The organism is Leuconostoc litchii, assembly GCF_008107645.1.
Lineage (GTDB): Bacteria > Bacillota > Bacilli > Lactobacillales > Lactobacillaceae > Leuconostoc > Leuconostoc litchii.
In genome coordinates, this window is record NZ_SDGY01000010.1 from 603 (window position 1) to 13,818 (window position 13,216).

Here is a 13,216-nt window from a genome sequence, read left to right on the forward strand (position 1 = left end):
TCAGGAACACTTTCCGGCGTACTCTCGGGAACACTTTCCGGCGTGCTTTCGGGAACACTTTCCGGCGTGCTTTCGGGAACGCTTTCCGGCGTACTCTCAGGAACGCTCTCAGGAACGCTCTCGGGCGTGCTTTCAGGTTCATTTTCCTGTGTAAATGGTGTCTGTACATCCCAACGATGTGTTTCACCACCAGTAACATTAACATTAGCTCCCACAATATTACCGTCAACATTAACGCCAACATTAACAGTTGCCTCAGGTGCTAAAACACTTCCCAATAAGCGCCCACTAGAAATATTAATGTTATTTTGGTAAGAACCAAAGTTCCATACAACATGGTTTGGCATACTATGATTTTCACTATTTTGACGAACAGTTTGACCATTGCTATATTCATAATTAATTTTCGTCTGAATCCACGCATCATTAGATGGCAAATTTTTCACATTAAAAATGACTGTTGGACCCAAAAGTTCAGCAGACAATCCTTTTACTGTAATATCTTGAGGGCCAGCCAATTTATTATAATCAATGTCAACATAGATGAACTTTTGATTTTTATCCACATTCGAAACGTCAATAAATTGTTTATTCATATCTGAATATTCACTAATAACATTTTCTGTTTGACTTGATGCATTGTACGTATCTGCCTTCAATTTTAGTGATGAAAAATACGCATCAAAATCAATATATTTATTACTGTTAGCATCTTGAAAAGTGTTGTCTTTTGTCAGTGTGCTAACGCGTCCACCATTAATTTCAGTTTGCCCAGCAGAATTGCTCTCAATTTTAATTGATTCACCTAAAATAGCAACAGAATTTTCAGCACGAAATGCACGATCATTCAACGTTTTGTTGTCATTAATATTTTGAATGTAAGACACATCGTTTGTTGTTGTGTTGTAATTATTAGAGCGCGTACCAAAGTCTCTATTAGCATCAATCAGATTTTGAACGGCAATATTGCCATTAACATCTGCGCCTAACTTAGCATTTTGTGCAAAAATACTAAATAGGGATGCTATTCCTAAAGCATTATTATTATCAATATACTTGATATTACTAAAATTCTTTGTATCATTTAAAATAAATTCAGGTGCTGCTTTAACATCATCATTTTGTTGTACTTTTGCTGCATATACTGTTGTACTTTCAAAATGTAATATATTATTATCGACTGTGCCTAAAGCTACAATAGCTATACCCACAGTCACAGAACCAATAATCCACTGTTTACCGGATTTATACATTTTAAAATGATTAAATTTATTAGTTTTCATACCTCTTTATCCTTAACTTATTACTTAGGTCAAAATAGTCCTCCAACTAAACTATCAACAAATCTTTCTCGTGTCATTGCAAATTAAGTGCCAACGTTTAACAATCGCATCCTTCGCTTGTTTTTACAATATATTTTCCATAATGTTAAATAAATCCATGCTAACTTGGGAATGAAAAAAATCATATGAGGAATATATTATTATATTTTGCTAGTATCTTAGATTTCAACACATATAGTTTTGATATACTTAACAAGAAAACAACAGGAATTCATTCAACATTTGATTTTCAAAACGCAAATTTTTTCGCGCATAAGGCTGAAAATCCTACTTACAGTTTCATTAATTTGAAAAATTATTTTGTTATTTGTGTCTGAGTTAGTGATGCTCAACTGAATTTATTGTTCCAGACGTTTATAATTAGTGGTTTAAGTTCTGAACCACTAATTATAAATAAGATGAGTCAATTTATAAAGGTAGCTTTTCACTGAATAATTTAAATCTTAAATTATTCAAAGCAATAAAGGTCAATTTCCTTTTTTTGAAATCTCAGTTACTAAAAAATAAAGTTTTGATTACTGAGTTAAATAGCTTATACGCACAAAACTTGCTAATTGAATATACTTGTTCTTTTATCTAATTTGTTCATTAATCATGGCTATCCGAGTAAAGACATACATGCCACAACAGAAAATATATGCTGTTATTGTTCAAAACAACTTTACCTAAGAAAATAAAAATCATATTGACTGTAATATTACTAGAAACACGCACCACTAAAAAGACTAAACCTTGTTTTTAAAACAAAATTACTCGACAATTAATCAGTATATACGTCGACGTAAAATTCATAAATCCATGTGCTACTGACTTCAGCTTGCAAAATATCACTACATTTGTTGATTTCAATAGTCAAAGCTACTTTGTAACCACTTTTAAAATAATAGTTGGTCAAACACCAACCAATTATTGTAAGAAATAAGAAAAATTATTTTGCTAAAACAAAATAAAAATCCTCCCACCACTGATTGCGATGAGAGGATTTTTATTTATATCAATTAACTAAGTAACATTAAAATCAATGTGATGATTGCTAGACCAGCTTGCTTGACAACAATCATCTTATTTCCACTTGATAAGCTACCATATAGACCAACAAGTACAATGTATACCATCATAGGAATTAACAAAGTGCGTGAATTAGCTGTAAATATTACAGCATATAGTATACCAATGCCGATCAGACCATTGTAGATACCTTGATTTTTAAATAACATTTGCACTTTTTTATTAGCAAGATCTTTCGCTGTCATGCTAAAAGTTTTCCCTGTTGCTTTTGATGTTGTTGCAAATGTTTCTAAAAACATAATATAGAAAAACTCAATTGCAACCAAAATGCTGAGTGTATTAATTAGTATATTCATATCTCTCCTAATATTTATGTATCCGAATCATAATGTCTGTCAACGTGATGCTAGTTAATATGGATGATTATCATATTCTTCCCATGCTTCGTGAGAATCTTGTATTCGTTTAAACATTTTTTCCATTTCAGTTAATGTAAATGATGTTACCACAGGACGTCCATGCGGACAATTATATGGGTTTTCAGCTTTAGCTAAATCTTCCAATAACGTACGCGCTTGTAAATCACTTAAATGCATGTTGGCACGTACGGATCGCTTACAGCTCATCATAATAGCAGTCTTTTCTCGAAATTCTGCTACTGTCAAATTACCATCTCTTAAAATCCAATCGACCATTTCCTTAATTGTTTCAGATTCCTGGCCTTTTTCAAACCATGTTGGATGTTCACGTACAATAACAGTTGTTGGTCCAAAAGATTCCAATTCAAGGCCAATGGTCTCTAATTCAGATGATTTATCTGCAATTTTAAGCATATCCGAAACTGAATAATTAAGTGTAATGGGTACCAACATACGTTGTTTATCAGTACCAACCTCACCAATCTTTTTTCGATAATACTCATACTTCACGCGCTCTTGTGCTGCATGCTGATCAATTAAATACAATCCTTCGTGACTTTGTGCAAATAAGAATGTACCATGCATCTGACCAATATACGATAATGTTGGAAACCCACTAGATTTCTTAGGGGCTACATCAAGTTCTTCTTGGATGTTTTTGGCTATTGGTTGTAACTCTTGATAATTAGAAATGTCTTCAGATACTTGCACAGCTAATTCATCATCAAAAATAGGTAGGTTAGGTTCATTAGAATACTTTTCTACAAAATTGCTAACTTCTGAGCTACTTAAATCTGATTTATGATTAATAACAACCTCATTAACATCAATGCCTGTATTAACAGTCACTCTTGATGGTTCACTAATTTTAACTTCCGGTATAGACCATGGCGCCACTTGTTTTGGTATTATTGTTTCTTTACTTTGCCTTGGTTGCTCACCATATAAATTTTCATACGCATCTGGAATTAAGTTTTCATCTGCAAAACAGGATTTTACTGTATCAATAATTAAAGTTGATAACTCATCTTCTTTGGATAATCGAATTTCAGATTTTTGTGGGTGAACATTAACATCAACTAACAATGGATCTGTGTTGATGTTAATGACACCCATTGGAAAACGACCGACCATTAGTTTTGATCCGTATCCGCGAATCACCGCATTAGAAACAGAAAAATTTTTAACAAATCGGCCATTAACCAATATTGTCAAATAATCACGCGATCCTCTAGTTAGTTCTGGCAAGGAAACATACCCTGTTATATTAAAATCGTCGTCCTCACCAGCAATGGCACGCATTTTTTGGGCGACATCACGTCCATATATTGCAGCAATAACCCGTTGCTGATTACCATCCCCAGTGGTTTGTAGAAGATGTCGTCCATCAGCACGCAATGTGAAACCAACATTGGTGTAAGATAACGCAATACGATTCATGATGTCAGCAATACGAGATAACTCGGTTTGTGGCCGCTTTAAATACTTTAATCGGGCCGGTGTATTGTAAAATAAATCTCTGACTGAAACAACTGTACCACGACGACCATTTGCAGGGGTTGCTGAAACTTGTTTCCCGCCTTTAATATGATACATTATACCTTTTGGTGAATTCTCAGTAGTAGTATTTAACGTAACATCTGAAATGGCAGCAATTGATGGTAACGCTTCACCTCGAAATCCTAGCGACATAATATTGAACAAATCATGTCGAGTACTAATTTTACTCGTAGCATGTCTCGTGAAAGCCAATGGTACATCTTCAGGATCAATACCCTCACCATTATCAATAACTCGAATCAATGATTCACCAGCATTTTCGATAATTACATCAATTTGTGTCGCTCCTGCATCAATAGCATTTTCAACTAATTCCTTAACCACACTGGCTGGACGTTCAATGACTTCCCCTGCAGCAATCTGGTTTGCTAATAAATTGGATAATTCATGTATGCGCACTGTTTTACTTCCTTAATTTTTGTAATTCTGCCAATGCATTTAATGCTTCTAAAGGTGTGATTGTTGATATATTAATACCATCTAATTTTTGAAAAAGTTCTTTAGTTTCATCAGATTCAACATCTGAAACGCTAAATAAGGCTACTTGTTCCGACAATTCTGAAGATTGTGAATTAGTTGCAACAACATTTTCATTTTCTAAATTTTTTAAAATCCCAGTTGCATTAGTAATTAATTCATTGGGCAAGCCAGCCAAGGCAGCAACATGAATACCATAAGATTTATCAGCTGGGCCTTTTTGAATTTGATGTAAGAAATGTAATTCACCCGCGTCATCTTCTACCGCACCAACATGAACATTTTCAATATTTGTATGTTTATCTGCTAACGTTGTTAACTCATGATAGTGTGTTGAAAACAATGTTTTCGCATGCACATGTTTATCTAAGTATTCAACAATCGCCTGCGCTAAAGCCATCCCATCATAAGTTGCTGTACCTCGACCCAATTCATCAAATAATATTAATGAATGTGCGCTAGCTTCTTGAAGCGCCAGATTAGCTTCTGCCATTTCAACCATGAATGTTGACTGCCCCATAGCCATATCATCATTAGCACCAATACGTGTAAATATTTGGTCAAATATAGGTAATACAGCGCTATTTGCAGGAATAAAACTTCCAATTTGCGCTAAAATAACGATTAATGCTAACTCTCTCATATAGGTTGATTTTCCAGCCATATTTGGTCCAGTAATTAATTGTATAGCAGTTGTTTCATCCAAATCAACATCGTTTGCAACAAATTCACCGGCTTCTAATAATGATTCAACCACGGGATGACGCCCTTGCTGAATATTAATTATACTATCTACAGTAAAACTTGGACGAACAAAACGATGATTATCAGCTACATCAGCCAAGCTGGCTAGTACATCTAGACCTGCAACTTGACGTGCTAGTTTCTGTAAGCGCGTAATATTAGCCTTTACACGTTCGCGAATTGTAATAAATAATTCGTATTCACGTTCTGTTCGTTTTAATTGTGCCTCATTAATTAAATGTTCATGCTCTTTCAATTCAGGTGTAACAAATCGTTCAGCATTTGTTAATGTTTGCCTACGTTCATAACGACCTTCTTCAAGTTTACCAACATTGGCCCGAGAAACTTCAATGAAAAAACCGAAATTTTTGTTATATTTAACTTTTAAAGAATTAATTCCAGTAGCCATACGCTCACTGGTTTCTAATTGTGCTAGCCACTGTTGATTTTGACTCAATACTTCTCGATATTCGTCAATTTTGGAGTCAAAACCATCATTAATAATATCGCCTTCACGAACACTAACTGGCGGGTCATCAACAATTGCCTCATCAATTAATCCCGCTAGATCCTGAATATCTTCTAGTCGTTCACCAGATTGTTTTAAAATATCTTGGCTAGATAACAAAACAGATTTTATACCTGGAATTGCTGACAATGAACGTTTTAATTGGACCAATTCTCGAGCGTTCATCGTACCCATAGCAGCACGTGCTGCTAAACGTTCCAAATCATAAACTGATTTCAAATGATCTTGTAAGGCACCACGAACAAAAAAATCGTTTTGAAATGCTTCAACCATGTTCAGTCGTTGATTAATATCTTCAACATCTCGCAGTGGTCGTAATACCCATTGTTTGAGAAGACGGCCACCCATAGCTGTTTTCGTTTCATCAATTAAACCAAGCAAAGAACCTGATTTTTTTTTTGTACGTGAATTTTGAATGAGATCTAAATTAGTCCTGGTATCTTGATTAAACTTTAAATAGGCTAACCGCTCATAACTTTGTGCAGGAACAATGTGATCTAAGTTACGTCGCTGTGTATCAAATATATAATTCAGTAGAATTGCGGTCACTTGTGCTTCATTTTCATGAACTAAGGACTGTGTTAAAAAGCTTACCGTTGCATTGACGTCAACTGTTGTTTGTGTCGAAATCACCAAACCTCTTTCTGCAAGGCTGTTTGCGATTTTAGATTCAGCTGTTTGCGCCTCTTTCAACAACACAATTTCTTTGACTTCAAGAGAACTTAACTCATCCACAACATCACTAAATCGTTTTAAAGTTGTAGCCTTCAGTTCACCAGTTGATAGATCAATATAACTTAAGAAATAACGATTATTACGTGGTAAAATTGCTGCTAAATAGTTATTTTGTTTATCATTTCCCAAACCATTATTAAGCTTTGTACCAGGTGTAATCAGTTGTACAACATCACGTTTTACCATTCCCTTAGCAGTGGCAGGATCTTCCATTTGTTCGACGATGGCAACTTTATGTCCTTGATCAACAAGAATATCAATATAGTTTTGAGCTGCGTGATGTGGGATGCCGGCCATTGGCACAGGATTTTCCGAATTTTTATTACGTGCTGTTAGTGTTAGCTCCAACAATTTAGCACCAAGTACTGCATCCTCTTCAAACAATTCATAAAAGTCACCTAGGCGATAAAAAACAAAAGCATCTGGATATTGTTTTTTAATTTCATGATATTGTACCATCATAGGTGTTTCAGCAACTTTTGCCATGTCGAATACCTCTTTCTATACCATATATTTTAACATATCAAATCAACATTTCTGCGACACACTGAAAAATGCAGCACATATCCATTTTGAATTGCAATAGTGCAAACCACGCAATAAAGATACATACCGCAAATTATAAGTAATTATTAATAAGCTGTGTTTTTAAAAATCGTAATACTTTCAACATGAGTTGTCTGTGGGAATTGGTCAAGAGGTTGTACAGCACCATCTATCTCAAATCCTGCTGCCAAAATTTGCACAGCATCTCGTGCCAAAGTTGCTGGGTTACAGCTAATATAGACAAATGTTTCAGGATTCATATCATGAACAGCATCTATCAATTCTTGCGTTAGCCCTTTTCGCGGTGGATCCACAAAAACAACATTTGGTTTCAATCCTTCAGTAGCCCATTTAGCCATTTGCTCTGGCGCATCTGCTAAGACAAATTCTGCATTTTCAACTTTATTGTTTTGAGCATTCTTTTCAGCATCTTCAATAGCGCCCTCAACAACGTCCACACCATAAATTCTTTTAACTTTATCTGCTATAGACAGAGTAATTGTGCCGATACCAGAATAAGCATCTACTACGATATCTGTTGACTTTAAATTAGCTTTTTCAGCGGCTAAAGTGTATAAAACAGAGGTTGTTTGAGGGTTAACTTGGTAGAAAGAATTTGGTCCAATTACGAAATCTTTCCCCATCAACTGGTCATGGATATCGTCTTCGCCCCAAATTGTCTGATTCCATTGCCCCATAATTACATTCGTATCATGATTATTAATGTTGTGGATAAAACTCTTTAATTCAGGTAGTTTTGCGCTAAGCTTCTGGGCAATCGCTTCACTCTCTGGTAATTTTTTGGTATTTGTTACAATAACAACCATTAATTCATGAGAGTAATAGCCACGACGAGCCATAATGTGTCGAACAACACCTTTTTTGGTCTCTTCATTGTATGCTGAAATACCTAATTCACGCAAAGTGTCTCTTGTTACACGGACTGCTTCGTCAACCTTAGCATCTTGAATATAAAAATTTTCAATAGGCACTAACCTGTGCGAACCGCGTCTATAAAATCCTGTTTCTAACTGTCCATTAATCATTTGCACAGGTACTTGCGCTTTATTTCGATATTCAGTAGGATTTTCCATTCCAATTGTTGGTGCTACATCAACTGCCAAGTTTACTTTTTTAAACAATTCTTCTATTTGATGTTGCTTAAACTCAAGTTGTGCATCATATTTTAGATTCGCTAGTGGTGCAATTCCTGTTGTAATAGCTATCTTGTTGGCATTTTGAACACGATTCTCTGACTCTTTAATGCGTTTCAAAACACGACCAAATGCGTAGCTTTTTAACACCTTGGTAATGATAATGTGAACGATTTCACCTGGGATTGCATCAACAACAAAAATTGGAAAATTATCAACTTTAACGACACCCATGCCTTGATATGTAATATCAATAACAGTTGATTCAATTTCCTGATTTTTAACTACTGGGACTTGTATTTTATATACTCGGTTAGCTTTCGCCATAACTATACTACTTTCTTGCGCTTTTTGACACGCACTATAATAATGAATATAAGACGCCACTATTGACGTCTTACTAAACTATTTTGTATCTAACTTTTCTGCTTCTTCGACAAATTTGCGTTTTGCAACACTAACAGAATTTTCAGACATGCCAGAACGATTAGCCACAAACTCAATATGTTGCTGTAAGTCAGTAAATCTCATTGGTGCATCACCGCCATACTCACCATCTAAATTAACCTTCATTTGATCATTGTCTAAAGGTAATATTTCCACTTGATTAGTTTTTTTATAAATCAGTCGCGGATTATCAATATGTTTACCACCATTAATCATTTGTGCTACCATTTGTAGCATCTGAGCAAGGTTAGATTCTTTGATAATTAATAACGTAAATCGGCCATCATCTAGCTTAGCATCTGGCACAATAGACTCAAAACCACCAACTGAATTAGTCAACGCTAAAAATATCATTGAGGTCTTACCTGAATATTCTCCATCATCAAAAATAACTCTAGCATTAACGGGTTTTACCCGCGTGATCAATTCGGCACCTTTTACTAAATATGCAAGGTAGCCATACAAAGATTTCATCAGTGAAGGAACAGCATAGGTTACTTCACTAATTGTGCCAAGAGCGGCTATGTTCATGAAATATTTGGTTTCAGAACCTTTATCAATTTGACCAATATCCATTTTAATGGTTTCATTTTGCAAAATAATCTTAGCAGCTTCAAGTGGTTCATCACGCGGTAATTTCAATGCCCTAGCATAATCATTTGTGGTTCCAGCTGGTATAACTGCCATCATTGGGCGATTTTTTAACGGAGAGAGACCATTCACCACCTCATTAATCGTACCATCCCCACCAGCTGCGACAATCAAATCAAATCCTGATTCAGCAGCACGTCTTGCTTCTGTAGCCGCACTCATTGGTTCTGGTGTTGTCGCAAAGGCTGAAGTTTCATAACCAGCTTTTTCATAAACAGCCAAGATATCAAGCATCTCACGTTTAATAGCCTCACGACCCGAAGTTGGATTATAAATAATTCTTGCTCGTTTCATGCTCGCAAACACTTTTCCTTTCAACTGACAATATGTACACGGAAAAATCCGCTTAGTTACTTTAGTTACCGTTTTTTAAGTTCTGACAATAGCAACTTGTTCAAAACACCAGGATTGGCCTGCCCTTTAGACATTTTCATCAATTGTCCGATAAGGTAACCAGTTGCACGGTCTTTTCCACCCTTAAAGTCTTCAATTGATTGTGGGTTGTTATCCAACACTTCAGTAATCCATCCCAATAATAAATCCGGATCGCTCAATTGCACAAGGCCATTCTTTTTTGCAAAAGTTTCTGGTTCTTCTCCAATCATAATAGCTTCAAAGACTTGCTTAGCCTGCTTCGTTGAGATTGTGCCATCTTCAATAAGCTTAATCATACCTGCCAAGTGCTCTGGCGTCAAACGTGTTTCCTGCAACTCTACCTGATTCTTATTCATATATGCATTAACGTCACCAATAAGATAATTAGCAGTACGCTTTGGGTCCGCACCCGCTGCTACAGTTGCATCATAAAAGTCTGACATTGCGAGTGTTTGTGTCAAAACCTCAGCATCATATGGTTCAATACCTAGTTCATCAACATAGTGCTTTCTACGACTATCTGCTGATTTTGGCAAATTTTCAGCAACTTCAGCAACCCACTCTTGATTAATCACAACTGGTGCTAAATCAGGTTCTGGGAAATAACGATAATCATCGGCACCCTCTTTAACACGCATTAAAATAGTAGACTTAGTTGGTTCATCATATCGACGTGTTTCTTGTTGAATAATACCGCCGGAACGCAAAACCTCAGCCTGACGTTTTTCTTCAAAAATTAATGCATTACGGACATAGTTGAACGAATTGATATTCTTCATTTCTACTTTAGTACCATATTGGTCTGAACCAAATGGACGCAAAGAAACATTGACATCAGCACGCATCTGTCCTTCTTGCATTTTAGCTTCGGAGACACCTGTAAATAAGATAACTTGACGTAATTGTTCTAGATATGCATAAGCTTCATCTGGTGATGCAATATCTGGTTCAGAAACAATTTCAATCAAAGGCGTTCCCTGACGGTTCAAATCAACATAAGAATATCCATCAGATCCATGCGTATTTTTACCAGCATCTTCTTCGACGTGCATTTCTTTAATACGGATACGCTTTACTGTACCATCTGTTAATGTCACATCAAGATATCCGTTGGTGCCAATTGGTGTTTGTGATTGAGTTGTTTGATAGGCCTTTGGATTATCAGGATAAAAGTAGTTCTTACGATCCCATCGTATAAATGGTGAGACCTTAGCATTCAAAGCCAATGCAACCCGCATGCCATATTCTAAAGCACCCTTGTTTGCTACTGGCAAAACACCTGGATAACCAAAATCAATCACATTTGTGTTGGTATTTGGTTCGTCCCCATAGTGGACAGGCGAAGGTGACAATAGTTTTGAGTTTGTTTGCATCTCAACGTGGACTTCAAGACCAATCGTTGTTTCAAAATTTCCAGTTCCCATGTATGCCCCCTCCTTTTAGTATTCTTTTGCAATAGTAGGACGTTGTTCAAACAGACGACTTGCTTGTTCGTAAGCATAACCAGCTTGATAAACGGTTTGTTCATCAAATGGTTTTCCAATGATTTGCAAACCAACTGGTAACCCGTCAACAAAACCAGCATTAACAGATAATCCAGGCAAACCAGCTAAATTGACTGGTATTGTCAGAACATCTGCCAAGTACATTGCCGTAGGATCGTCAATTTCTTCACCTAATCCATAAGCAGGCGTTGGAGCAGTGGGACCAACAATCAAATCATAATTTTCAAAGACTTTATTAAAGTCTTCTATTAGCAAAGTACGAATTTTGGCTGCTTTTTTAAAGAACGCATCATAAGCACCAGCTGACAAAGAAAATGTCCCAAGCATGATACGACGTTTTACTTCATCTCCAAAACCTTCCGAACGAGTTTTAACATACAAGTCTTCCAAATTTTTAACATCATTTGCACGGAACCCGTACCTCACACCATCATAACGTTGTAAGTTAGATGATGCTTCTGATGACATAATAATGTAGTAAGCAGCCACACCATACTTGGTATGTGGCAAACTAACTTCATCAACCGTGGCACCTAATGCTTCTAGTTGCGCAATAGCTGCCTTAACCCGAGCGGCTACTTTGGCATCAATACCATCTCCGAAGTACTCTTTTGGTACAGCAATTTTCAATCCTTTGACATCACCACTCAATTTTGCAGTGAAATCAGGCACTTCACGTTGTGACGAAGTAGAATCTTTTTGATCAAAACCGCTAATTGCATTTAAAACAACAGCATTATCTTTCACTGTTCTAGTAAACGGCCCAATTTGATCAAGAGATGAAGCCATGGCAAACAATCCCCACCGTGATACACGACCATATGTAGGCTTTAGGCCAACAATACCGTTAAATGCAGCAGGTTGGCGAATCGAACCGCCAGTATCTGACCCTAACGCAAATGGTACCTGACCACCAGCAACAGCTGCAGCTGAGCCACCCGATGAACCACCAGGTACCTTACTATGGTCCCAAGCGTTTGTAGTTTGTTTATAATATGATGTTTCTGTTGAACCACCCATAGCAAACTCATCCATGTTTGCCTTACCAACAGAAATAGCACCAGCATTTTGTAGTTTTTCCACTACTGTTGCATTATATATTGGCTTAAATCCTTCCAAAATATGTGAAGCACCTGTTGTCTGGATACCTTTTGTGGCCATGTTATCCTTTAAGGCCAAAGGAATACCTGTCACAACATTAGAAAAATCAGCCTTTTCATCAATTTTTTGGGCTTGTGCCAAAGCATCATCAGCATTTGTACTGATGAATGCTTTTAACTGATCATCAGTCTTTGATATATTATCAAGCGTTGCGCGAGTCAAATCAATCGCACTCACTTCTTTATTAACCAATTGTTCGTGTAAAGAAGTTAGATCATGCTCAAAATAATTAATTGTCATGTTATTCCCCCTCACCATTTAAAATTGCAGGAACTTTAATCAAATCGGCAGCTTCGAGTGGCGCATTGTTGAGCAAATCCTGCTTTTGATTCCAGTTATTTGCAACATCTTCTCGCAAATGGTTGACATTTTCTGTCACTGAATATGTAGGTTCTACATCACTTGTCTCTACTTCACTTAGTGTATCAAAAATATTTAAGATATCACCCAGTTGTGTTGTGAATTGATCAAGTTCAACGTCATTAAAAGCTAACTTGGCTAATCCTGCAACGTGAGCCACTTCATCACGTGTAATTGTTGTTTCGGCCATAAATATCCGCAG

The 13,216-nt window shown here is 36.4% G+C and carries 9 protein-coding genes; all 9 read right to left on the reverse strand.

What is annotated here, in order from left to right:
* Positions 1-1,283: collagen-binding domain-containing protein (locus tag ESZ47_RS08905; protein WP_148606632.1), on the reverse strand; the 1,283-nt coding region annotated here is incomplete at its 3' end.
* Positions 1,284-2,341: 1,058 nt separating this feature from the next.
* Positions 2,342-2,707: a DUF1304 domain-containing protein gene (locus tag ESZ47_RS08910; protein ID WP_148606633.1), complete on the reverse strand. Its 366-nt coding sequence runs from the start codon at positions 2,705-2,707 to the stop codon at positions 2,342-2,344.
* A 54-nt stretch (positions 2,708-2,761) separates the two neighbouring features.
* On the reverse strand, positions 2,762-4,729 hold the full coding sequence (gene mutL, locus ESZ47_RS08915; protein WP_148606634.1) for a DNA mismatch repair endonuclease MutL: 1,968 nt from the start codon (positions 4,727-4,729) through the stop codon (positions 2,762-2,764).
* A gap of 4 nt (positions 4,730-4,733) precedes the next feature.
* On the reverse strand, positions 4,734-7,301 hold the full coding sequence (mutS, locus tag ESZ47_RS08920; RefSeq protein ID WP_148606635.1) for a DNA mismatch repair protein MutS: 2,568 nt from the start codon (positions 7,299-7,301) through the stop codon (positions 4,734-4,736).
* Between the two features lie 146 nt (positions 7,302-7,447).
* Entirely contained in the window at positions 7,448-8,842 is a 1,395-nt protein-coding gene (gene rlmD, locus ESZ47_RS08925) for a 23S rRNA (uracil(1939)-C(5))-methyltransferase RlmD (RefSeq protein ID WP_148606636.1), read from the reverse strand.
* A gap of 78 nt (positions 8,843-8,920) precedes the next feature.
* A complete protein-coding gene (locus ESZ47_RS08930; protein ID WP_148606637.1) occupies positions 8,921-9,907 on the reverse strand; it encodes a diacylglycerol kinase family lipid kinase in 987 nt (328 codons plus the stop codon).
* 65 nt (positions 9,908-9,972) lie between these two features.
* Positions 9,973-11,412 (reverse strand): Asp-tRNA(Asn)/Glu-tRNA(Gln) amidotransferase subunit GatB, encoded by a 1,440-nt coding sequence (gatB, locus tag ESZ47_RS08935; protein ID WP_148606638.1) that lies wholly within the window; start codon positions 11,410-11,412, stop codon positions 9,973-9,975.
* Positions 11,413-11,427: 15 nt separating this feature from the next.
* On the reverse strand, positions 11,428-12,894 hold the full coding sequence (gene gatA, locus ESZ47_RS08940; RefSeq protein ID WP_148606639.1) for an Asp-tRNA(Asn)/Glu-tRNA(Gln) amidotransferase subunit GatA: 1,467 nt from the start codon (positions 12,892-12,894) through the stop codon (positions 11,428-11,430).
* A gap of 1 nt (position 12,895) precedes the next feature.
* On the reverse strand, positions 12,896-13,204 hold the full coding sequence (gene gatC / locus ESZ47_RS08945) for an Asp-tRNA(Asn)/Glu-tRNA(Gln) amidotransferase subunit GatC (protein WP_148606640.1): 309 nt from the start codon (positions 13,202-13,204) through the stop codon (positions 12,896-12,898).
* Positions 13,205-13,216: the final 12 nt, after the last annotated feature.

Coding starts and splice junctions, on each gene's coding strand:
- rlmD (WP_148606636.1), bottom strand. CDS start 8,842: ATGGCGAAAGCTAACCGAGTATATAAAATACAAGTCCCAGTAGTTAAA.
- ESZ47_RS08910 (WP_148606633.1), bottom strand. CDS start 2,707: ATGAATATACTAATTAATACACTCAGCATTTTGGTTGCAATTGAGTTT.
- gatC (WP_148606640.1), bottom strand. CDS start 13,204: ATGGCCGAAACAACAATTACACGTGATGAAGTGGCTCACGTTGCAGGA.
- mutS (WP_148606635.1), bottom strand. CDS start 7,301: ATGGCAAAAGTTGCTGAAACACCTATGATGGTACAATATCATGAAATT.
- gatB (WP_148606638.1), bottom strand. CDS start 11,412: ATGGGAACTGGAAATTTTGAAACAACGATTGGTCTTGAAGTCCACGTT.
- gatA (WP_148606639.1), bottom strand. CDS start 12,894: ATGACAATTAATTATTTTGAGCATGATCTAACTTCTTTACACGAACAA.
- ESZ47_RS08930 (WP_148606637.1), bottom strand. CDS start 9,907: ATGAAACGAGCAAGAATTATTTATAATCCAACTTCGGGTCGTGAGGCT.